The sequence below is a fragment of the Mycobacterium sp. genome, from assembly GCF_032159775.1.
Taxonomy (GTDB): Bacteria; Actinomycetota; Actinomycetes; order Mycobacteriales; family Mycobacteriaceae; genus Mycobacterium.
Genome location: NZ_JAVHWK010000034.1, coordinates 1 through 21,648 on the forward strand (window position 1 = coordinate 1; position 21,648 = coordinate 21,648).

22 protein-coding genes are annotated in these 21,648 nt (G+C 66.8%); 11 read left to right on the plus strand and 11 right to left on the minus strand.

Features of this window, described 5'->3' with window-relative positions; all coding sequences use genetic code 11:
- Positions 1-43: 43 nt before the first annotated feature.
- The 7 genes from QOJ24_RS03675 to QOJ24_RS03705 all read right to left on the minus strand — a co-directional run bounded on the left by QOJ24_RS03675 (position 44) and on the right by QOJ24_RS03705 (position 5,315).
- On the minus strand, positions 44-838 hold the full coding sequence (locus QOJ24_RS03675) for a hypothetical protein (protein WP_526259211.1): 795 nt from the start codon (positions 836-838) through the stop codon (positions 44-46).
- Positions 839-1,268: 430 nt separating this feature from the next.
- Entirely contained in the window at positions 1,269-2,102 is an 834-nt protein-coding gene (locus QOJ24_RS03680) for a DegV family protein (RefSeq protein ID WP_526259213.1), read from the minus strand.
- Positions 2,103-2,104: 2 nt separating this feature from the next.
- Positions 2,105-2,872: a diglucosylglycerate octanoyltransferase gene (gene octT / locus QOJ24_RS03685; protein WP_526259215.1), complete on the minus strand. Its 768-nt coding sequence runs from the start codon at positions 2,870-2,872 to the stop codon at positions 2,105-2,107.
- Positions 2,862-3,530 carry a glucosyl-3-phosphoglycerate phosphatase gene (gpgP, locus tag QOJ24_RS03690; RefSeq protein ID WP_526259217.1) on the minus strand — a complete coding sequence of 223 codons (669 nt, stop codon included), beginning with the start codon at positions 3,528-3,530 and terminating at the stop codon, positions 2,862-2,864. The genes octT and gpgP overlap by 11 nt, the downstream gene beginning before the upstream one ends.
- Complete coding sequence (rsfS, locus tag QOJ24_RS03695) at positions 3,527-3,898, minus strand: ribosome silencing factor (RefSeq protein WP_526259219.1); 372 nt, start codon at positions 3,896-3,898, stop codon at positions 3,527-3,529. The genes gpgP and rsfS overlap by 4 nt, the downstream gene beginning before the upstream one ends.
- Positions 3,895-4,533 carry a nicotinate-nucleotide adenylyltransferase gene (nadD, locus tag QOJ24_RS03700; protein ID WP_526259221.1) on the minus strand — a complete coding sequence of 213 codons (639 nt, stop codon included), beginning with the start codon at positions 4,531-4,533 and terminating at the stop codon, positions 3,895-3,897. Before nadD ends, rsfS begins: the two co-directional genes overlap by 4 nt.
- A gap of 32 nt (positions 4,534-4,565) precedes the next feature.
- Positions 4,566-5,315, minus strand: coding sequence for a GntR family transcriptional regulator (locus QOJ24_RS03705; RefSeq protein WP_526259223.1), 750 nt, complete (start codon positions 5,313-5,315; stop codon positions 4,566-4,568).
- A 148-nt stretch (positions 5,316-5,463) separates the two neighbouring features.
- Here QOJ24_RS03705 and QOJ24_RS03710 point away from each other — a divergent pair, with 148 nt between their 5' ends.
- The 4 genes from QOJ24_RS03710 to QOJ24_RS03725 are packed head-to-tail and all read left to right on the plus strand — an operon-like array spanning position 5,464 to position 11,053.
- Positions 5,464-6,966, plus strand: a complete 1,503-nt coding sequence (locus tag QOJ24_RS03710) for an amino acid permease (RefSeq protein ID WP_526259225.1) — start codon at positions 5,464-5,466, stop codon at positions 6,964-6,966.
- Between the two features lie 21 nt (positions 6,967-6,987).
- A complete protein-coding gene (locus QOJ24_RS03715; protein ID WP_526259227.1) occupies positions 6,988-8,427 on the plus strand; it encodes an FGGY family carbohydrate kinase in 1,440 nt (479 codons plus the stop codon).
- The gene (locus QOJ24_RS03720) at positions 8,424-9,815 is read left to right on the plus strand and encodes an NAD(P)/FAD-dependent oxidoreductase (RefSeq protein WP_526259229.1); all 1,392 of its coding nucleotides are present in this window, start codon (positions 8,424-8,426) and stop codon (positions 9,813-9,815) included. The genes QOJ24_RS03715 and QOJ24_RS03720 overlap by 4 nt, the downstream gene beginning before the upstream one ends.
- A complete protein-coding gene (locus QOJ24_RS03725) occupies positions 9,812-11,053 on the plus strand; it encodes an NAD(P)/FAD-dependent oxidoreductase (RefSeq protein WP_526259231.1) in 1,242 nt (413 codons plus the stop codon). The genes QOJ24_RS03720 and QOJ24_RS03725 overlap by 4 nt, the downstream gene beginning before the upstream one ends.
- 67 nt (positions 11,054-11,120) lie before the next feature.
- Here QOJ24_RS03725 and QOJ24_RS03730 read toward each other — a convergent pair whose 3' ends face one another.
- Genes QOJ24_RS03730 through QOJ24_RS03740 form a run of 3 tightly spaced genes read right to left on the minus strand, consistent with a single transcriptional unit; the run spans position 11,121 to position 14,692 of the window.
- Positions 11,121-12,557, minus strand: coding sequence for a vWA domain-containing protein (locus QOJ24_RS03730; RefSeq protein ID WP_526259233.1), 1,437 nt, complete (start codon positions 12,555-12,557; stop codon positions 11,121-11,123).
- Positions 12,557-13,432: an AAA family ATPase gene (locus tag QOJ24_RS03735; protein WP_123025202.1), complete on the minus strand. Its 876-nt coding sequence runs from the start codon at positions 13,430-13,432 to the stop codon at positions 12,557-12,559. The genes QOJ24_RS03730 and QOJ24_RS03735 overlap by 1 nt, the downstream gene beginning before the upstream one ends.
- 12 nt (positions 13,433-13,444) lie before the next feature.
- Positions 13,445-14,692, minus strand: coding sequence for a glutamate-5-semialdehyde dehydrogenase (locus tag QOJ24_RS03740; protein ID WP_526259235.1), 1,248 nt, complete (start codon positions 14,690-14,692; stop codon positions 13,445-13,447).
- A gap of 73 nt (positions 14,693-14,765) precedes the next feature.
- Between QOJ24_RS03740 and QOJ24_RS03745 the strand changes: the two genes are divergently transcribed.
- The 4 genes from QOJ24_RS03745 to QOJ24_RS03760 are packed head-to-tail and all read left to right on the plus strand — an operon-like array spanning position 14,766 to position 17,463.
- A complete protein-coding gene (locus tag QOJ24_RS03745) occupies positions 14,766-15,647 on the plus strand; it encodes a ribokinase (protein ID WP_526259237.1) in 882 nt (293 codons plus the stop codon).
- Entirely contained in the window at positions 15,644-16,465 is an 822-nt protein-coding gene (locus QOJ24_RS03750) for an enoyl-CoA hydratase/isomerase family protein (protein WP_526259239.1), read from the plus strand. Before QOJ24_RS03745 ends, QOJ24_RS03750 begins: the two co-directional genes overlap by 4 nt.
- A 60-nt stretch (positions 16,466-16,525) precedes the next feature.
- Positions 16,526-16,855, plus strand: a complete 330-nt coding sequence (locus QOJ24_RS03755) for an ArsR/SmtB family transcription factor (RefSeq protein WP_526259241.1) — start codon at positions 16,526-16,528, stop codon at positions 16,853-16,855.
- Positions 16,855-17,463 carry a cation efflux transmembrane domain-containing protein gene (locus tag QOJ24_RS03760; RefSeq protein ID WP_526259243.1) on the plus strand — a complete coding sequence of 203 codons (609 nt, stop codon included), beginning with the start codon at positions 16,855-16,857 and terminating at the stop codon, positions 17,461-17,463. The genes QOJ24_RS03755 and QOJ24_RS03760 overlap by 1 nt, the downstream gene beginning before the upstream one ends.
- 40 nt (positions 17,464-17,503) lie before the next feature.
- Here the strand turns inward: QOJ24_RS03760 and QOJ24_RS03765 are convergent, their stop codons facing one another.
- Positions 17,504-19,558 (minus strand): NAD(+) synthase, encoded by a 2,055-nt coding sequence (locus QOJ24_RS03765; RefSeq protein WP_526259245.1) that lies wholly within the window; start codon positions 19,556-19,558, stop codon positions 17,504-17,506.
- A 57-nt stretch (positions 19,559-19,615) separates the two neighbouring features.
- On the opposite strand from QOJ24_RS03765, the gene QOJ24_RS03770 reads away from it, so the two are divergent.
- The 3 genes from QOJ24_RS03770 to QOJ24_RS03780 are packed head-to-tail and all read left to right on the plus strand — an operon-like array spanning position 19,616 to position 21,635.
- Entirely contained in the window at positions 19,616-20,155 is a 540-nt protein-coding gene (locus QOJ24_RS03770) for a cysteine hydrolase family protein (protein ID WP_526259246.1), read from the plus strand.
- A gap of 17 nt (positions 20,156-20,172) precedes the next feature.
- Positions 20,173-21,006, plus strand: coding sequence for an NAD-dependent protein deacetylase (locus tag QOJ24_RS03775; RefSeq protein WP_526259248.1), 834 nt, complete (start codon positions 20,173-20,175; stop codon positions 21,004-21,006).
- Positions 21,003-21,635, plus strand: a complete 633-nt coding sequence (locus QOJ24_RS03780; protein ID WP_526259250.1) for a hypothetical protein — start codon at positions 21,003-21,005, stop codon at positions 21,633-21,635. The genes QOJ24_RS03775 and QOJ24_RS03780 overlap by 4 nt, the downstream gene beginning before the upstream one ends.
- Positions 21,636-21,648 lie beyond the last annotated feature (13 nt).

Consider the following 21,648-nt stretch of genomic DNA (forward strand, 5'->3'; position numbering starts at 1 on the left):
ACTCAGCCCAGGCCGGGTGGCCTGGGCTGAGTTTGGTTGTGTCTCAGAAGGGGAGGTTGCCGAGGACCTGGCCGGCCTGCTTTTGCTGCTCCTGGAGTTGCTTGTTGATGTCGTCGATCTGCTTCTGCTCCGCTGCTTTCGCCGCCGCATCGTCGGCCGCCTTCTTCGCCGCCGCATCGTCAGCGGCCTTCTTCGCCGCCGCATCGTCAGCGGCCTTCTTCGCCGCCGCATCGTCAGCGGCCTTCTTCGCCGCCGCGTCCTCGGCCGCCTTCTTCTGCGCCGCTTCGGCCGCTGCTTTCGCTGCCGCGTCGTCGCCAGCCTTCTTAGCGCCGTCGGTCGTGCCGGTCGTTCCCGTGGTGCCGGTCGTTCCGGTGGTCGCCGGGGTGGGTGCCGGAGCAGGGGCGGGAGCGGGCGCCGGAGCCTGACCCTGAACCGGGGCGTTGACCGTGCGCGGCGCCGAGGGGGTGAACACCCGCACCGAGGGGGCCGGGTTGTTGACGATGACCGGGGAGGCCGGGTCGTCCTGCTGCTCGGTGGTCAAAGACGGGATGTTGATCTCGGAGGGGATGTTGAACACCGTCGAGGGCTGCGAGGCCGCGGTCTGCGCGGGCTGGCTGCTGGAGTTCATCAGATACACCCCGCCGAAGGCCGCCGCACCGACCACTGCCAGCCCCGCGATCATCAGCAGACCCTTGCTCGCGGTGGCCGACTGCGCCACCGGCGCCATCTGCTGCACCGGCATCTGCTGCATCGGCATCGGCTGCTGGGGCATCGGGGCGTAGCCGTAGCCGGTGTGCTGGGGGCCGTAGTTCTGGGGCTGGGGGTAGGTGGTGTACATGATTTCTCCTGTGGTCTGAAGTGGCCCTTGCGGCCGCTTTCACAGGTAGGAGCGATCAGCCCCGATCACTCGCACACTTTTCCCGAAATTATTTTGAAAACTTTTTCGCCCACCCATCGGCGCAGGTCAGAGCCGCAAGAGGCGATCGGCGAGTTGGTCCTTCCTGGGGGCCCTCGAGATCCTTCAGCGCGTCGCCGCGGCCTGCCATCACCATCAGCAGGGCCTCGCCGGGGCCAGTACCTCGGCTCCGCCGCCGTGAGACCAGTCGAGGTCGGCGGTTCGGCGTGCGCTCTGATCAACGCGATCAAGTCCGCCGCAGTGTGGTCGGCGTAGTCGTCGACGCCCACTTGGTTGATCCGGTCGACCCTCAGCCAACCCTTGAGGAAACGGCGAACCAACGCGCGGCTGCGGGCCAGGCACAGCCAGGGCGCTAGTCGTCGACTCCGATGCAGACGCCGATCGCACCGTCGCCTACGTGCACGGCGAGCACCGGACCCATGTCGGTCACGGTCGGCGGAGCGATCTGTGGGAGCCGCACGGTCAGGGTCTTGGCAATGTCATCGGCGGTGTCACGGTTGTCGACGTGGTGGACGGCGATCTGTGCGCTGCGGCCGCCGACCACCTCGGCGATTTGATCGACCATCGCCGCGTGTGCCTTGGTCGCGGTGCGGATCCGTTGACCGAGCACCAGCCTGCCGTCGACGTCGAGGCACAACAACGGCTTCAACGACAAGGCAGAACCCAACAACGACGCGCCCCGGCGGATTCTGCCGCTGCGCCGAAGGTTGTCGAGCCGGTGCACGACGATGAACGCGTGGCCGTGGGGAACTGCCGAACGAGCCGCGGCCTCTATCGCATTCAGGTCCGCTCCGGCGGCCGCCTGCCGTGCGGCGGCCATCGCAACAAACCCGACGCCCATCGCGGCCGACCTGGAATTGACGATGCGCACCGCCGGACCGAACTCGCGTGCCACAGACACCGCGGAACTGTAGGTGCTGGACAGGGCGGCCGAAATGTGCACGGCCACTACCCCATCCCCGCCGCTTTGTTTCAGCGCTTCACGGTAGGCGTCGGTGAGCTCGGCCGGCGTAGCGCCGGCGGTTGTGGCGTGACGTAGGTGGACATCGGCAGGCACATCGTCAACGCTGTCGCGGAAGTTGTTACCGTCCAGCAGGATGTGCAGGGGTACCTGGCGGATGCCGCACCGCTCGAGATCCTCGGGCGCAAGGCGCGAGGACGAGTCGGTTACCACGACGACGGCCATTCCTAAGGACTGCCCTCGTCAGAAATACCGGCTTCCTGCAGGCCTTTGAGCATCAACTCGGCAACCGCTTGATGCGCTTCGAAGTTCCAGTGGATGCCGTCGGGGTTACCTCTGCCGCTCATGATGTGCTCGGCGACAGCGGCCTTCAGGTCGACCAGCGGTACATCGTGTTGGTCTGCCCATTCGGTGATCGCCTTCACCGTTCCCGGTCTGCCGTGGTGCGCCTTGCCGTACGTCTCGGCGATATGCACCGAGGGCAGCGATGCGACTATAGGGATTCCGGGCCGGTTGAAATCGATTGCCCCGCGGGTCATCTCGAGATACTCCACGGAGACGTGCGGAGGCAGCGCCGCGCGTGCGATCGGAGACAACCGGGGCTGCGCCCAGCCGTAGCCGTCACGCACCCATCGCCGAAGCCACGACGGACGCACATAGCGGATCAGCTCACGCAATGCCGTCGGCAGCGGCGAGGGCAGAGAGTCCATTCCGCTGGTCGCGAAGATGACGGCGCCGGCACGGGGCAGAGCCGCCCACGCGCGCGGGTCCTGCGTCGCCGCCCACCACACATCGCGGCAGGTCCAGCCGATTCGGCCGATCAGCTCGACGTCCCAGCCAAGTTGTGCGGCAACGATATTGGGCCAGATTCGCGGGTCATCGGCAGGCACACCGCCGGTGGGCCCGTAGTACGAAAGCGAGTCACAGAAGACGAGGAGTGTGCGCCGGCGGGCTGCGGCGGAGCGATCTGGGGATCGGTTGGCGTCAGAGGACATCGCCCGCTACCTGTGCCGAGGCGTTCCACACGTCGAGGCGCCACCGGATATCGTCGAACTCCGCGTCGTCCTCGGAATGTCCCGACAGCTGCACCCAGCTGGCGTTACCCATGCCGCCCAGCGCAGGCCAGTTGTCCACCGGTAGTTTCAGCAGTGCCGCCGTCAGCGCGGCGATCAGTCCGCCGTGCGCGACCAGCACCACCGGGCGTTCGGGTTCCTCTGTGCCCCAATCGGTCTGGGCGGAGACGAGCTCCCTGATCAACGGCATGCCGCGTTCGGCCACGTCGACCCGGCTCTCCCCGCCGTGGGGGGCCCACCTGGCATCGTTGCGCCACGCGATGCGCGCTCCCGGCGCCGCCGCATCGACCTCGATATGAGTCAAACCCTGCCAGTCGCCGAGGTGCGTCTCGCGAAGCCGGGCGTCGACCTCCACGGGCTGACCGGACCGCTCGCCGAGGGACTCCGCGGTATCGAGCGCGCGACGCAGGTCCGAGGAGACGATCAGCAGCGGTTGTCGTTTGGCGAGCGCCTCGGCGACGGCGCCGGCCTGGTCGCGGCCGAGGTCGCTGAGGTCGGTGTCGAGTTGGCCCTGCATCCGGTTATCCGCATTGAACTCGGTCTGCCCGTGGCGCAGCATCACCAGGCGGCGGATCGTCACTGCGCCGGCCCGTCGAGGTCGATGGGGACAACCGGGCAGTCCCGCCAAAGCCGGTCCAGAGCATAGAAGTTGCGCTCGTCCTGGTGCTGGATGTGCACGACGATGTCGACGAAGTCCAGCAGGGTCCAACGACCTTCGCGGGCACCCTCCCTGCGTGCCGGTTTGTACCCGGCCAGCCGCATCTTCTCTTCCACCTCGTCGACGATCGCGTTGACCTGACGCTCGTTGGAAGCCGATGCGATCACGAAGCAGTCGGTGATCACCAGCTGTCCGGACACGTCGATGACGACGACATCCTCGGCGAGTTTCGACGACGCCGCCTGCGCGGCAACCGTCGCCATCGTGATGGCTTCGTCGGAGGCGGTCACTGTGAATGCTCCTGTGCAATGAGTGCAGGTGAAAGGTAGAGGCCCCGCTTGGACACATACTGCACAACACCGTCGGGGACCAGATACCAGATCGGTCGGTCCTCCTCGGCACGCTTGCGGCAGTCCGTCGACGAGATCGCCAACGCGGGCACCTCGACCAGGGTCAGCGCGTCGTCGGCCTCGTCCTTCAGCGCGGCGACGATGTGCTCGCCGTCGAGCTCATATCCGGGCCTGCTCACCCCGACGAATCTGGCCAGGGCGAACATCTCCTTCCAGTCCTGCCAGGACAGGATGGATGCCAGCGCGTCCGCGCCGGTGATGAAGTAGAGGTCCGCGTCCGGGTTGAGTGTCTGTAGCTCGCGCAGGGTGTCTCGGGTGTAGGTGGGGCCGCCGCGATCGATGTCGACGCGGCTCACGGAGAACCGCGGATTGGATGCCGTGGCGATGACAGTCATCAGGTAGCGATCCTCGGCGGGCGTCACGTCGCGGTCCTTCTGCCACGGCTGGCCAGTCGGCACGAACACCACCTGATCCAGATCGAACAGGTCGGCAACCTCGCTGGCCGCAACCAGGTGCCCGTTGTGGACGGGATCGAACGTCCCGCCCATCACGCCCATCCTGCGCCGAGATGCCACGTTTAGGCAGCTTACGGCAGTCGTCCCGACCGTTAGACGGCCGAGAGTCGATGCGCGCCGAGCAGTTCGGACACCTCGAACGAGGCGCGGTCGGCGCGGTAGACATCGCGGGCGTATTCGATACACCGGCCGGTGCTGTCCTCGGTACGACGGGTGAGCAGCGTGCCCGCCGACCCCGCGCGCACACCGAGCTGCGCGCTGGACGCATCGTCGAGAACGATCGACTCCAGCACCGCGGTCGAGCGAGCCAGGTCGACGCCGTACCGGCTGCGCAGTATCGCCCACAGCGAGCCGTCGTCTGGTTCGTCGAGGATTCCGGGGGTGAGGTCGGCGGGCAGGAACGTCGTTTCCAGCGCGAACGGGACGTCGTCGACGCTTCGCAAGCGATGAAAGACGTTGACCATCGCGTCGTCGTCGAGACCGAGCGCCCGCCGCACCGCAGGCGTCGGGTGTTGGTGTTCGGCCCACATCAGTCGGGCAGCAGGCCGGCGCCCGAGCCGGGACACCTCCTCGGAGAAGCTGCCGATGTGAAAGCGCACCCGCGGCTCGGCGACGAATGTGCCGCGGGGCGGTCTGCGGTAGACCACCCCTTCACTTTCCAGCAGAGACAGCGCCTGGCGGGCGGTCATCCGGCTGACCCCGTGCTGGTCTGCAAGCTCCCTCTCCGAGGGCAACAACGTGTGTGGTCCAAGCTGCTCAGTGGCGATGCGATCGCGAACCACCGCCGCGATCGCGATATACCTCGGGGTGGCAGGCGCCTGGTTTCGGGCGGCGGAGGGCATCTCTGCAGAGTAACCGCGTGAGTCAACCAGCTGGTATAGGCCACCGGATTGTAAACACTTCGTAATCGCCCGCGATGGGGCTTGACGGTGGCCTTGGTCACACCCATACTACGGTTCGACCACCTGGTCTATACCACTGGAGGAAACGATGACGAATCCGGAACCCCCAGCCGCCGGCGACGCCGCTGACCTGGCGAAGTTCGGCTACAAACAGTCCCTGGAACGGCGCACCGGACGATTCGCGTCGTTCGCCGTGGCGTTCGCTTTCGTCTCCATCGCCACCGGCATCTTCACCACCTATGGAGCGGTGCTGAACTCGTCGGGGCCGATGGGTATCTGGACGTGGCCCATCGCCACCGTCGGGCAGTTGGCGGTGGCATTCGTCCTCGGCGCGCTTGCCTCGCGAATCCCGGTGACCGGTTACCACTATCAGTGGATGTCGCGGCTCGCCAACCCGGTGTTGGGCTGGATCCTCGGTTGGATCTCGTTCACGTTCCTGGCCATCGTCGTGGTCGCGGTCGACTACACGATCGCGTCGACGATCTTCCCTGTGCTGCTGAACTACGAAGGCACCGCAACAATCGCGTGGCTGGTGACCGCCATCGTGCTCCTGATCCAGGCGGCCCTGGTGGCCTTCTCGACACGATGGGCCGAACGGGTGAACAACACCTTCGTCTCGCTCGAACTCGTCGGCATGGTGACGCTGACGGTGCTACTGCTCATCGTGGCCGCCGTGCGCGGAGACATGGACTTCTCGAATCTCGTCAGCACGGGCGCGGTACCCACGGAGGGCTATTGGAGCTTCGGCGAGCTGACGACGGCGGGGCCGTGGATGCTCGGATTTCTTCTGGGCGCCTTCACCATCGTCGGCTTCGAGTCCGCGGCCAACCTGGCCGAGGAGACCAACGACCCCGAACGCGTTGTGCCACGGGCGATGTGGCAGGCGGTACTCGCCTCAGGTGTGCTCGGCTTCATCTTCATCGTCGCCGTCACGCTCGCCGCGGGCGATCCCGTTGCGCTGGCCGAGTCCGGTACGCCGATCGCCGACGTCATCCACAACACCCTCGGGTCAGCGGTCGCGACGCTGCTGCTGCTGATGGTGGTGCTGGCGATCTTCGCCTGTGGCCTGGTGATCATGATCACCGGGGTGCGGCTGACCTGGGCCATGTCTCGTGACGAACGCTTCCCCGGCTGGCAGCAGTGGAAGCAGGTCTCGCCGAGGTTCCACACGCCGCTGAAGGCCACCGTGCTGTATGTCGTTCTCGCCGAATTGATCCTGGCGATCTTCTCGCATTCGGAGACCGCGTTGTTCACGCTCTTTGGTGCTGCCACCTTGCTGCCCGCGGTCATGTACGCATCCACGGTGGTGCTCTACCTGATCAAGCGCAAGTCCCTGCCGGTGAGCGACAAGTTCAACCTCGGCGCCTGGGAGGTTCCGGTCCTGGTTGTCGCCGTCGTGTGGCTGGTGTTCGAGCTCGCGCTGTTCCGGGACTCGAGTTTCAAGCAGGCCTGGGCATACGTCATCGTGATGGTGGTCATCGGCGCGTGCTATCTCGGCTACCTGCTGGCGACCCGCGGCAAGAGCGGACTGACCATGCCGGGTATGCAGTCCATCGATGCCGAGCTGGAGGCGCAGGCGTCCAAGGACTAGGAAGGACGGCGGAGGCTGCTCATGCACCACTTCCTGGCGATCGACCAGGGGACTTCGGGCACGAAGGCCATCGTGGTCGACGAGGCCGGGCAGGTCCTGTCGATCGCTGAGGTATCAGTGCGGCCGGAGTATCTGGCAGGCGGTGGAGTCGAGCAGGACCCGGAGGCGCTGTTCGACTCCCTGGTCAGCGCCGGCCAGAAAGCCTTGGCGCAGGCGGACGTTGCGGTGGCCGCGGTGGCGCTGGCCAACCAGGGCGAGACCGTCCTTGCCTGGGACCGCGATAGCGGGCGTCCGTTGACACCCGCCGTGGTGTGGCAGGACCGCAGGGCCGAGTCGATCTGTGCGCCACTGCAGGCGTCCGCCAACACCGTCGCACAGCGCACTGGTCTGGTTCTCGACCCCTACTTCTCGGCACCGAAGATGGCGTGGATCCGGGCGAACATGACGACGGCAGGGGTGGTCACCACGACGGACACCTGGCTGGTGCACCGGTTGTGCGGTGCGTTCGTCACCGACGCGTCGACGGCCAGCCGGTCTCTGCTGACCTCGCTGGACTCAACCGAATGGGACGACGAGTTGATCGGATTGTTCGGCCTGACCGGCGAGGCGCTGCCCGAGATCGTCGACTGCGACCAGATCATCGGCAGCACAAACGCTTTCGGGCCGACGATGCCCGTGGCCGGACTGATTGTCGACCAGCAGGCCGCGCTGCTGGCCGAGAGCTGCCTGACGCCCGGCGATGCAAAAACCACATTCGGCACCGGGGCGTTTCTGCTGGCGCAGCTGGGCACCAACGCCGCCCGGTCCACGTCGGGCCTGACCACCTCGGTGGCGTGGCGGTTGCGCGGGCACACGTCCTATTGCGTCGACGGCCAGGTATACACGGCGGCCTCCGCGGTGCGCTGGGCGGTCGACCTTGGCCTGGTGCCTTCGGCGAATGACATCGACACTGTCGCAGCCGCTTCCAGTGACGGCGTGCTGTGTGTCCCTGCTCTCGCCGGACTGGCGGCACCGTGGTGGGACTCCGCGGCGGCTGCGTCGTTCAGCGGAATGACACTGTCCAGCGGCCGCGGCCAGTTGGTGCGTGCGCTTTTGGAGGGTATCGCGGCTCAGGTCGCGGCGCTGGCGGGGCTCGTCGCCTCCGATCTCGGGCAGCCGTTGACCCGGTTGCGGGTGGACGGCGGGCTCACCCAGTCCGCGGTTCTCATGCAGGCACAGGCCGACCTGGCGCGCATTCCCGTCGACGTCTACCCCTCGTTGCACGCCACCGCACTCGGCGCCGCCGCATGTGCTCGGCTGGCGCTCGACACCGGTCTCGATGTGGCGGACGCCGTCGGCACTTGGGCCCCCGACCACACCTACCAGCCGGAGTGGTCCGCAGATCGAGCCGAAGAGTTCATGTCGCGATGGATGTGCGCCGCGGAATCGGTTGTCACGCAAGCGGAGACAACCGCGCGATGAGTGACAACCTGGAGGTCAGTGACGTCGTCGTCGTCGGCGCTGGGATCGTCGGCTCGGCGATTGCGCGCACACTCGCCGGCACGAACCTCTCGGTGACGTTGCTCGAAGCACGCGACGACGTGGGCGACGGCACCAGTAAGGCCAATACCGCGCTGCTGCACACCGGATACGACGCGACTCCCGATACCCTCGAGTCGCGACTGGTGGCGCGCGGCTACGAGTTGCTCGGCGCCTACGCCGAACAGGCGAGTATTCCCGTCGAGCACACGGGGGCACTGCTCGTCGCGTGGACCGACGAAGAGCTCGAGGCGCTGCCCGGTCTGAAGGACAAGGCCGAACGAAACTTCTATCACCGCTGCGAGATTGTCGGCCCCGACGAGGTCTATCGGCGGGTTCCCGACCTGGGTCAAGGTGTGTTGGGCGGGCTGACAGTGCCCGGCGAGTCCATCATCTGCACCTGGACGACGAACCTTGCCCTTGCCACCGATGCCGTGGCGCGCGGCGCGCGACTGATGTGTGGCACAAGGGTGACCGGGGCGAGGGCCGGGGACGGCCACACGACGCTGCAGACCACTCGCGGTGACGTGCGCGGGCGTTGGGTCATCAACGCGGCGGGTCTTGGAGCCGATCACCTCGACGCCAAATTCGGCCATCACCGCTTCACCGTCACGCCGCGCCGGGGCGAACTGCTGGTGTTCGACAAGCTGAGCCGGCCGATGGTGCCGTGCATCGTGCTGGCCGTGCCGTCGTCACGCGGCAAGGGGGTGCTGGTCAGCCCGACCATCTACGGCAATGTGATGGTGGGTCCGACGTCGGAGAACCTCGAAGACCGCACCGCCACGGGAACTTCGGGAGAAGGTTTCGAATTCCTGGTGTCCAAGGGCCGCGAGCTGATGCCGTCGCTGTTCGACGAGGAGATCACCGCCACCTATGCGGGGCTGCGCGCCGCGATCGACCAGAACGACTATCTCATTGACATCGACGCCCAGGCGCGGTATCTGCTCGTCGGCGGAATCCGGTCCACCGGGCTCACTTCCGGGATGGCGATCGCCGAATACGTGACGGGTCTGCTCGACGGTGCAGGCGTCGACGTGACGGAACGGCCGAACCTCCCGCCTGCGCCCAAGATGCCGAACCTCGGGGACGCCTACCTGCGCCCCTATCAAGACGCCGAGCGGATCGCCGCCGACTCCGAGTACGGCCGCATCGTCTGCTTTTGCGAACGGGTTACCGCGGGCGAGCTTCGCGATGCGTTCCAATCTCCCATTCCGCCGTCCGATCTCGACGGTCTGCGGCGCCGCACCCGGGTCATGAACGGTCGCTGCCAGGGCTTCTACTGCGGTGCCCACACCAAGGCGCTGTTGGACGCGCGCGGTGACGTTCGATGACCGAACAGCATGTCGCGGTGGCGATCGTCGGCGGCGGCCCGTCAGGGCTGACCGCCGCGGCGGTACTGGCCGGACGGGTCGACGGCGAGGTCCTGGTGATCGAACGCGAAACCGAGACCGGCGGAATTCCGCGTCAGAGTGACCATCTGGGCTACGGCATGCGCGACCTCAAGCGGTTCATCTCGGGCCCCGCTTACGCCAGGCGGCTCACCGCGATGGCGCAGGATGCAGGCGCCACGCTCGATACCGAAGCCATGGTCACCGACTGGGTCGGAGAGCGTCGGCTGCAGGTCACGTCACCGCGCGGGATACGCACAGTGACGGCCGACGCGGTGGTGCTGGCGACCGGCGCGCGCGAACGACCCCGGCCCGCGCGCCTGGTGCCCGGCGACCGCCCCGACGGCGTTTACACAACCGGGCAACTACAGAACCTCGTGCATATGCACCATTCGCACATCGGTAGCCGCGCGTTGATCGTCGGCGCCGAACTGGTGAGCTGGTCGGCGGTGTTGACCTTGCGCGAAGCCGGTTGCGCCACAGCCGGAATGGTCAGCGGCTATCCGCGGTCGGAGGCCTACGCGGTGTTTCGTCTGCCGGGCCGGTTCCTGATGGACGGGCCGGTGTTCACCCGCAGCCGGGTCGTCGGTATCAGTGGCAGGGACCGGGTGCGCGCCGCGGTGGTGGAGAACATCGAAACCGGTGCGCGCACAACGGTCGAGTGCGACACGGTCGTCTTCACCGGAGACTGGATCCCCGACCACGAACTGGCCCGCACCGGCGGCCTGGCGATGGACCCCGCGACGCGAGGTCCGGTGGTCGACGCGGACCTTCGCACCAGCCGCCCCGGGGTGTTCGCCGTAGGCAACCTGCTGCACCCGGTCGACACCGCCGACGGCGCCGCGTTGGACGGACGCCATGTCGCCGCCGCGGTGAGTAATTGGCTCAAGAATCGTGATGAGGCGCCGAAAGCCGTCCGCATCCGCACCGACGGGCCGCTGCGATGGGTTGCCCCCCAGCTGGTCTCAGCCGAAGGCGGCGTCGCGGCCAGAGGAGATCTGCTGTTCTGGGTTGACGAATACCGTCGGCTGCCGAAGCTGCGGGCGGTGCAGGACGGTCGGACGCTCGCGACGAAGCGCACACCGTGGCCCGCCGCGCCGGGGCGGGTGTACCGGGCGCCGTGGTCGCTGGTGGCGGACGCCGACCCGGGCGGCGGCGACATCACCGTCACCTTCGCCTGATCCGCGAAACGGATTTCCAGCACCCTCCTACTCGCACTTTTGGTGCTGGAATTCCGTTTCGCGGAGACTAGACGGGGAGAAGCGCGTCGATGACGCTTGCCAGCTGCTTGGCCGACCGGCATTCGTGCATCGTGATGACTTCCTCGTAGCGAGGCACCGCAGAGTCGCCGCTGCCCCACAGGTGCCGGGGCTCGGGGTTGAGCCAGTGCGCATGTCTGCTCGACTCGACCATGTGTGTCAGCAGATCGGTCTCGGGGTTGCGGTAATTGTTGCGCCCGTCGCCGAGCACCAACAGAGAACTCCTCGGCGACAGCACATTGGGGTAGTTGTCCAAGAACGACACGAACGCGTGCCCGTAGTCGGAGTGGCCGTCGCGGGTGTATACGCCCGCCTCCCTGGTGATCCGCTGCACCGCGACGGCGAGGTCCGCGTCCGGCCCGAACAGCTCGGTGACCTCATCGGTGGTGTCGATGAACGCAAAGACGCGGACACGGGAGAACTGTTGGCGCAACGCGTGAACCAGCAGAAGGGTGAAGTGGCTGAAGCCCGCGACGGAGCCTGACACGTCGCACAACACGACGAGCTCTGGCCGGGCCGGATGCGGCTTCTTCAGCACCACGTCGATCGGCACGCCGCCGGTGGACATGGATTTGCGCAGCGTCTTGCGCAGATCGATCTCACCCGCCCGTGACCGCCGCCGACGGGCCGCGAGCCGCGTCGCCAGTGTCCGAGCCAGCGGTTGGACCACTCGACGCATCTGACGCAGCTGATCGCCCGACGCGCGCAGGAACTCGACGTTCTCGGCCAACTGCGGAACGCCGTACATCTGCACATGGTCGCGGCCCAGCTGTTCGGCCGTGCGCCGCTTCGTCTCACCTTCGACCATCTTGCGCAGCTGCGCGATGCGTTGGGCGGCAAGGGCCTTCGCGATCTGCTCCTGCGTCGGCGTCGGTTCGTCGCCGTAGGGCGCGAGCAGGCCGGCCAGCAGCCGCCCCTCGAGGTCGTCCAGGTTCATCGCCTTCAATGCCTGGTACGACGAGTACGACGGGCCACGGCTGGAGTTGTAGCGGCCGTAGGCCTCGACGATCTGGGCGATCATCGCCGCCAGCCGCTCGTCCATGTTGGCCAGCTCGTCGTTGTCAGCCAGCATGTCGAGGAGCATCTGCCGCATCGCATCGACGTCTTCGGGCGGCAGGCCGTCGGTGTCCGACTCGTCGTCGTCCAGCACGGTCCTGGCGCCCAGCGCTGCGGGAAAGTACAGATCGAACATCGCGTCGTAGGTGTCGCGGTGATCCGGCCTGCGTAGTACGGCGCATGCGAGACCCTCGCGCAGGGTTTCGCGGTTGCCGAGACCGAGCACGCTCATCACCCGGCCCGCGTCGACCGTCTCCGATGGCCCGACCGAAATACCTTGTCCGCGAAGGGCTTCGACGAACTCGACCAGGTGGCCGGGAATACCGTGGGGGGCCAGTGGTTGCGGGGGGCGGGTGCGGCGGACGGCCATTAGTTGAGCCTCAGCTCCCCGGCGGCCTTCGTCTGGTCGGACTGATGTTTGAGCACCACGCCCAGTGTCGCGGCGATCAACTCGTCGTCGATGGTGTCCATCCCCAGCGCCAAAACCGTGCGCCCCCAGTCGATCGTCTCAGCCACCGAAGGCACCTTCTTGAGCTGCATCCCACGCAGCACGCCGATGATGCGAACCAGCTCTTCGGCCAGGTGACCCGGCAGTTCCGGTACCCGGGACAGCAGGATTCGACGTTCGAGGTCGGGATCGGGGAAGTCGATGTGCAGGAACAAACAACGGCGCTTGAGCGCCTCGGACAGTTCGCGGGTGGCGTTACTGGTCAGCAGTACGAACGGTGTGCGCTCGGCGGTTATCGTGCCAAGTTCCGGCACGGTGACCGCGAAGTCGGACAGCACCTCGAGCAGCAGGCCCTCGATCTCGATATCAGCCTTGTCGGTCTCGTCGATCAGCAGCACCGTCGGCTCGGTGCGCCGGATCGCCGTCAACAGCGGCCGCGTCAGCAGGAATTCCTCGGAGAACACGTCGGTCTTTGTCTGATCCCAGTCGCCATGGCCTGCCTGAATCCGCAGGATCTGCTTGGCGTGGTTCCACTCATAGAGTGCGCGGGCCTCGTCGACACCCTCGTAGCACTGCAGCCGCACCAGCCCCGATCCGGTCGCCTGGGCAACCGCGCGGGCCAGTTCGGTCTTGCCGACGCCTGCCGGCCCCTCGACCAGCAACGGCTTGCCCAACCGGTCGGCGAGGAAAACCGCGGTGGCCGTTGCGGTGTCGGGCAGGTAGCCGGTCTCGGTCAGTCGGCGCGCGACATCGTCGATGTCGGCGAACATCGGTGCCGAGCGTGCGGGGACACTCACTCATTCACTCCTTCAGGCAGGGCGGGTGTGGCCGTCGCCCCACACGATCCATTTGGTCGAGGTCAATTCGGGCAGGCCCATCGGTCCGCGGGCATGGAGCTTCTGGGTAGAGATGCCGATCTCGGCGCCGAAGCCGAACTGTTCGCCGTCGGTGAATGCCGTCGACGCGTTCACCATGACGGCGGCGGCATCGACGCGCTCGGTGAACCGTTGCGCGACAGCCAGATCCGTGGCAACGATGGCTTCGGTATGGCCGCTGCCGTATTCGTTGACGTGGTTGATCGCGGCATCGACGCCGTCGACCACGGCCAGCGCGATGTCCATCGACAGGAATTCCGCGCGCAGTTCCTCCTCGGACGGGTCGCCGTGCACCGTCACGCCCGCATCCTGTAGCGCCTTGGTCAGCCGCGGCACGGCATGCTCGGCGATGGCGCTGTCGATCAAAACGGATTCGGCCGCGTTGCAGACGCTGGGCCGCCGAGTCTTCGCGTTCAGCACGATGCGTTCGGCCACGTCGAGGTCGGCCGACTCATGAACGTACACATGGCAATTGCCGACGCCGGTCTCGATCGTGGGGACCTGTGCATCACGCACCACCGCATTGATGAGCCCCGCTCCCCCTCGCGGGATGACGACGTCGACCAGACCGCGGGCCTGGATCAGGTGGGTGACGCTGGCCCGGTCCTCGCTGGGCAGCAGCTGCACGGTGTCGGCGTTGCGGTTCTCGATCTCCAGTGCATCGCGCAGCGCGGTGACCAGCGCCTGGTTCGACCGCGCCGCCGACGAACTGCCTCGCAGAAGCACCGCGCTTCCTGCCTTGAATGTGAGGCCGAAGGCGTCGACCGTCACATTCGGCCTGCCCTCGTAAACCATTCCGATCACGCCGATGGGGACCCGCTGCTGACGCAGCGCCAGGCCATTGGGCAGCGTCTGCCCCCGCAACACTTCACCGATGGGGTCGGGCAGTCCGGCCACCTGCCGCAGTCCGGCGGCGATGCCGTCGATCCGCTGCGGGTCGAGCGCAAGCCGGTCCAGCATCGCGTCCGGCGTGCCCGCAGCCTTGGCGGCCGCCAGATCCTCTTTGTTCGCCGCCAGCACGGCTGCGGACTCGCGCAGCACATTGTCGGCGGCGGCGTGCAGAGCGGAGTTCTTGGCTGCCGTGCTCAAGGTCGCCAGCTCGCGCGCGGCCACCCTGGCCCGTCGCGCCGCATCGTGTACCTGCTGGCGTAAGTCGGGCACCGACGGTGCTTGCAGACTCATTACCCCAGCGTATCGGACCTCTCCGCTGGGCTCGACGGGTGTCAGCCGGCCCCGGGTGAGTTAGCGTTGCACCATGGCGGCGCTGATCTGCGTAGTGGGCAGTGTCAACGCCGATCTCACGTTCACGGTCGACGCCCTGCCCCGGCCTGGCCAGACGGTCCTCGCGTCTTCGCTGGCGTCGGCCCCCGGCGGTAAAGGCGGCAACCAAGCCGTGGCGGCCGCGCGTGCGGGCGCGACGGTGGTGCTGGTAGCCGCGCTCGGAACCGACTCAGCCGCTGACCAACTGCGCGCCCACCTACGCGCCAACGACGTCAGCCTCGACGGCGTGGTCTCCCTGCCGGGACCGAGCGGTTCGGCCGCGATCATTGTCGACGCGGCCGCCGAGAACACCATCGTGGTCGCACCGGGCGCCAACGCCAACCTCGACGTGGACCACGCTGACATTCGCTCCGCGCTCGCCGACAACGACGTCGTGCTCATGCAGCTGGAGATTCCGATCGCCACCGCTGTCGCGGCAGCAGGGATCGCCCGAGAGGCCGGCGCCGTCGTCATGGTCAACGCATCGCCTGCAGGCGCAAAGCCGCACGACTTGCTCGCATTGGCGCAACTGGCCGACGTCGTCGTCGTCAACGAGGCCGAGGCACGCGAATGGCACTGGCCAGTCCCGCATCTGGTGATCACCCGCGGCTCACGCGGCGCAAGCTACCTCGGCGCCGACGAGCGGTTCGACGTGCCTGCCCCGACGGTCCGCCCGGTCGACACCACAGGCGCGGGCGACGTCTTCGCGGGAGTATTGGCCGCGGGCTGGCTCGACGGCTACGAAGAGGCTTTGCGACGGGCCTGCGCGGCGGGCGCCCTGTCGACGCTGGTGCCGGGCGCGGGCGACTGCGCACCGTACGCCGAGGCCATCGAGGACGCTGTGGCCAATCGCAGAGCTGGGGAAAGGCGAACATGACGACAACCGCATCGCCGCGGCCACCCGACGGCGACTGGCTGGGAACCCGCTTTCTCCAATTCCGCCGCGAGGGCCCGTTCGCCGTGTGCACGCTCGACCGGCCCGAGGCGCGCAATGCGATGACGCCTGCGATGTACTTCGGCATCAAGTACGCGATAGGCCACGTCGAGGCCGACCCGGACCTTGCCGGTCTGCTGCTCACCGGCACGGGCGACGTGTTCGCGCCGGGCGGTGACCTCGGCGGAGGCGGCGACGACAACTGGTTGACGTTCGGCGCGGCGCTCGGCATGGACGTCACGCCTTTCGAGAAGCTGCGCCAGTCGACAAAGCCGGTGGTCTCCGCGGTGAACGGGCTGTGCCAGGGCGGCGGCCTGCAGATCGCACTCTGCAGCGACATGGCCGTGGTGAGCGACCGCGCCACGTTCCGGGTGCCCGAACTGTTCCGCGGCATCGCCGACACGTACTACAGCCAGATATTGGCGCGCCTGATCGGCCCGGTCCGCACTCGCGACCTGATGCTCACCGGCCGCACCCTGACCGCGGCCGAGGCCGAGGACTGGGGCATGGTCTCGCGGGTGGTGCCGCACGACGAGTTGATGACCGCGGCGCGCGAAGTGCTCGCCCAGTGCTGCCGAACCGCACCCGCCGCAAGGCGCGTGGTCAAGGCCAGCCTCGACAACTACATGGGCTTGTTCGACCGCATCGGGATGCAGGCCAGCTACAGCGGCGACGAGGCGGTCGAGGGGTTCCTGTCCTTCAAGGAGCGACGATCGCCGAGCTGGGTGCATCCGGATCTGCGGATCGACGGCCGCATTTGATTGCGGATCCGAGAGAGTTCAGTCTGTTCTGAATACAGGACTTACTGTACTGTTCTGCTCATGCAGACGGTGACCCATAGCGACGCGTTGTCGCGATTCGGATGCGCGTTGTCCGATCCCACCCGCGCCGAGATCCTATTGATGTTGCGCGACGCGCCGGACTATCCGTCCGAGCTGGCCGACCGGATCGGAGTGAGCAGGCAGATCCTCTCGAACCACCTGGCCTGCTTGCGCGGCTGCGGCCTCGTCGTCGCCGAGCCCGAAGGCAGGCGTAGTCGCTATCGGCTGGCCGACGAGCGGATCGGACACGCACTCGGCGATCTCATCGGCCTTGTGCTCACCGTCGACCCGGCCTGCTGCCCGGCCGCAGAACCCGACGCCTGCTGCTGATGAGCGCGCCGGTGCGATCGCGGCGCGACGTGCTCACCCGCCGGATCCGGCTCCTGGTCGCCGCGACGATCACCTACAACGTCGTGGAGGCGGCCGTTGCGCTGAGCGAGGGCGCTCGCGTGTCGTCGTCCGCATTAGTCGGGTTCGGCCTCGATTCGGTGATCGAGGTTTCGTCGGCAGCGGCAGTCGCCTGGCAGTTCTCCGCCAAGGATCCCGAGACGCGCGAGAAGGCAGCGCTGCGATTCATCGCGTTCTCGTTCTTCGCGCTCGCCGCCTACGTCTTCATTGACGCGGCGCGTTCGCTGCTGGGCTTCGGTGAGCCGAGACCGTCTGTCATCGGCATCGTGCTCGCGGCGACGAGCCTCGCCGTCATGCCGGTGTTGTCTCTGGCACAACGACGCGCCGGTCGGGAGCTGGGTTCGATTTCCGCGGTTGCGGATTCGAAGCAGACGCTGCTGTGCACTTACCTGTCGGCGGCACTGCTGGCCGGACTGGTGCTCAATGCCGTCCTCGGTTGGTCATGGGCGGATCCGGTTGCCGCGCTTGTCATTGCGACGGTGGCGGTTCGGGAGGGCCTAAATGCCTGGCGCGGTGACCCGTGCTGTTAGGGGAAGGAATGGCAATGCCGGCAACCGGGCTCGGGTCCGGCTAGTTCTCCGGGATCTCGCGCTCGATCTCGTCGAGCCAGGTCTTGGCTGACATGTCCGAAGGGGCCCGCCAGTCACCGCGCGGCGACAGCGAGCCGCCATGGGAGACCTTCGGGCCGTTCGGCACTGCTGACCTCTTGAACTGAGCGAACGAGTAGTAGCGCTGCACGAAGACCTGCAGCCAGTGCCGAATCTCTCCCAGCGAGTACGACGGCCGCTTGTCGTGCGGGTACCCGGTCGGCCAATCGCCGTGCTCGGGATCGCGCCATGCATGCCAGGCCAGGAACGCGACCCTGGACGGACGGAAGCCGAAGCGCAAGAACTGAAACAGCGAGAAATCCTGCAGGACATAGGGTCCGATTTTGGCCTCGCTGCTCTGGATCTCCTCGTCTTCACCCTGCGGCACCAATTCGGGGCTGATCTCGGTGTCCAGCACCGACGTCAGCACCTCGTTGACCCGATCGTCGAATTGATTCGACGAGACCACCCAGCGGATCAGATGCTGGATCAACGTCTTCGGCACGCCGCCGTTCACGTTGTAGTGCGACATCTGGTCACCCACACCGTAAGTGGACCACCCGAGCGCCAACTCGGACAGGTCGCCGGTGCCGAGAACGATCCCGCCACGCTGATTGGCGATCCTGAACAGGTAGTCGGTGCGCAGGCCCGCCTGCACGTTCTCGAAGGTGACGTCGTATACCTTCTCGCCGCGGCCGAACGGGTGGTCCATCTCGCGCAACATCAGCTCGGCGGTCCCCCTGATGTCGATCTCCTCGAACGTCACCCCCAGCGCCTCGGCGAGCTCGATCGCGTTGCGCTTGGTGCGGTCGCCGGTGGCGAAACCGGGCAGCGTGAACGCGAGAATGTCACTGCGCGGCCGCTCTTCCCGGTCCATTGCGCGCGCGGCGACGATCAGCGCGTGCGTGGAATCCAGTCCACCCGAGACGCCGATCACCACCTTCGGGTAGCTCAGTGCGCGGAGCCTCTGCTCCAATCCAGCGACCTGGATGTTGTAGGCCTCGTAACAGTCCTGTTCCAGTCGTGTGGGATCGGACGGCACGAACGGGAACCGCTCGATCTCGCGGCGCAGACCGATGTCGCCGGCCGGCGGGTCGAGTTCGAACTCGATGCGCCGGAACATATCCGCGTCAATCCCGTGATGCGCCCGGTTGTCGTCGAATGTGCCCATCCGCAGCCGTTCGGCCCGCAGCAGCTCGAGATCCACGTCGGCGACCGAACGCCGCGGCTCCTTGGGGAACCGCTCCGAGATGGCCAGCTGCACACCGTTCTCGTAGATCATGGTCTGGCCGTCCCACGCCAGGTCGGTGGTCGACTCTCCTTCTCCCGCCGCGGCATATACGTAGGCTGCCAGGCAGCGCGACGACGCGGACCGGGCCAGCAGGCAGCGGTCCTCCGCCCGGCCGATCGTGATCGGGCTTCCCGACAGGTTCGCCAGCACCGTCGCCCCGGCGAGTGCGGCCTCGGCGCTCGGCGGTATCGGCACGAACATGTCTTCGCAAATCTCGACGTGGAGGACGAAGCCAGGCAGATCGGTTGCATCGAACAGGAGGTCGTTACCGAAGGGCACCTCCGCGACGGCACTGCCCCGACCGATGCGGATGACGCCGCGCACGTCGTCGCCTGCTGCCATTTGACGCCGTTCGTAGAACTCCCGATACGTCGGCAGGTAGGACTTTGGCGCGACGCCCAGCACCTGCCCGCGGTGAATGACGACCGCGGTGTTGTAGATCCGGTGCAGATATCGCAGCGGCGCGCCGACTACCAGCAACGGCAGTAGATCGGCAGAGGCCGCCACGATGTCGAGCAGCGCGTCCTCGACCGCATCGAGCAGCGCATCCTGCATCAGGATGTCCTCGATGGAGTAGCCCGACAGCGTCAACTCAGGGAAAATCGCGAGACCGACACCGTCGTCGTGGCACTCCCGCGCCAACTGCAGCACCGAATCGGCGTTGGTCGCGGGCTCGCCGATTGCGGTGCGCATGGTGCACGCAGCGACACGGACGAAGCCCTGGCCATAAGCGGAGTAGAAGTCCATCACCTTCTATTGTCGCCCGTGACGTGTCACAAACCCGGAACGGGGTACCAACGTTTCATGAGTGACACCGCCGTACTCGTCATCGACATGCTCAACACCTATCGCCATGAGGACGCCGAGAAGCTGACGCCATGCGTCGCCGAGAAGATCGACCCCATCGCCGGGCTGATCTCGACGGCGCGGGAACGCGACGACGTCGACCTCATCTACGTCAACGACAACTACGGCGACTTCAGCGCCAACCAGGAGGACTTGGTCCGCCAGGCACTCGAAGGTGAGCGGCCCGACCTCGTTGAGCCGATAGTGCCGCAGACAGGGGAATTGTTCCTGCAGAAGGTGCGGCACAGTGCCTTCTACGCGACATCGCTGGCATATCTGCTGCGTCAGCTTGAACCAGAACGGCTGATCTTGACCGGCCAGGTTACTGAGCAGTGCATCCTCTACACGGCGCTGGACGCCTACATCCGCCATTTCCAGGTGGTCGTGCCGACAGACGGCGTCGCCCACATCGACGCCGAACTGGGCAAGGCGTCGTTGCGGATGATGGAGGAAAACATGCGCGCCGACATCGTGCTCGCAGAGAAGTGCCTGAACTGACGTCTACCCTCGATGGAGTGGAAGCTCCCGAACTCGTCGCCCTGCTGCAGGGCCGCCGGGTCGCGGTGCTCACCGGCGCGGGGATGTCCACCGACTCGGGGATACCCGACTACCGCGGGCCGGACTCGCCGCCGAGCAATCCGATGACCATCAGGCAGTTCACCTCCGACCCCGTGTTCCGCCAGCGGTACTGGGCCCGTAACCACGTCGGCTGGCGCCACATGGACGACACGCTGCCCAATGCCGGTCACCGCGCGCTGGCGGCGCTCGAACGCTCCGGTGTGGTTTCGGGTGTCATCACCCAGAACGTCGACCTGCTGCACACGAAGGCAGGCAGCCGCAACGTCATCAACCTGCACGGCACCTACGCCGAGGTGATCTGCCTGAACTGCGGCCACACCATGGCCCGCGCGGAGCTGGCCAAGATGCTGGAAGCCGCCAACCCTGGTTTCGTCGAACGCGCGGAGGCAGTCGGTGGCATCGCCGTCGCTCCCGACGCCGACGCCGTCGTCGATGACACGTCGTCGTTCACGATCATCGACTGCCCCGAATGCGGCGGGATGCTCAAACCCAACATCGTCTACTTCGGTGAGAGTGTGCCGAAGGACGCTGTAGCGCAGGCATACAGGATGATCGACGAGGCCGATGCACTGTTGGTGGCCGGCTCGTCGCTGACGGTGTTCTCCGGGTTCCGCTTCGTGCGGCACGCAGCCGCCCTCGGCGTCCCGGTCGCAATCATCAACCGCGGGCGAACCCGCGGCGACGAGCTGGCGACCGTCAAGATCGACACCGGCTGTTCGCCCATGCTCGCGTTGCTGGCCGATGAGCTACCGATCGTCATGAGCGCATGACCGCGCCGTACCCACTCGCACTGTTGAACCGGGTTCGCCCCAAATCCTGCCCCGCCGAAGAGCGTTGGTCACTGAGCATCGGCGACCTGATCGCCGACGCGGTGAACGCGCCGGGACCGGTGCGCTCCGCCGTGGGGCTCCTGAACCACTTCGGTGGCATCGCGATCAGCGGGAAGTCCGTCGAGTTCGACGGCGACGACGTGGACTGGACCGATGTGACCGACATCCGCACCCGCAATCTCGTCGGCTACCTGCTCTCGGATGCGATCGACAAGCAGGTCGGCAAGCTTCCGTTGCCGCGGTTTCCCGGACGCGGGTTGCTGCTCGACGCGGCCGGGGCGGCTGTGCTCACCGCGCTCGTCGCGGTGGCCGGAAAACAGCTCGAAGACGGCGTGCTCGACATCCGCATCCCCGCAGAGGTGCACTACCGCGGGGTGCTGCGAGGCAAAGAGCTATCGCCGGGAGTGCTCGCGGCGCTCGTGCTGATCGATCCGGCGGTGCGCGAGTGTCTTCAGCAGACGGCCCGAACACACGGCGTCGACGTGCTGCCGTCCGACGACGACCCGATCGACACGGCAGCGCACCGTGCGGACCGCATCAAGTCGGCGATCGCCAAGCTCACCTCTTAGCGATTTCGGCGCG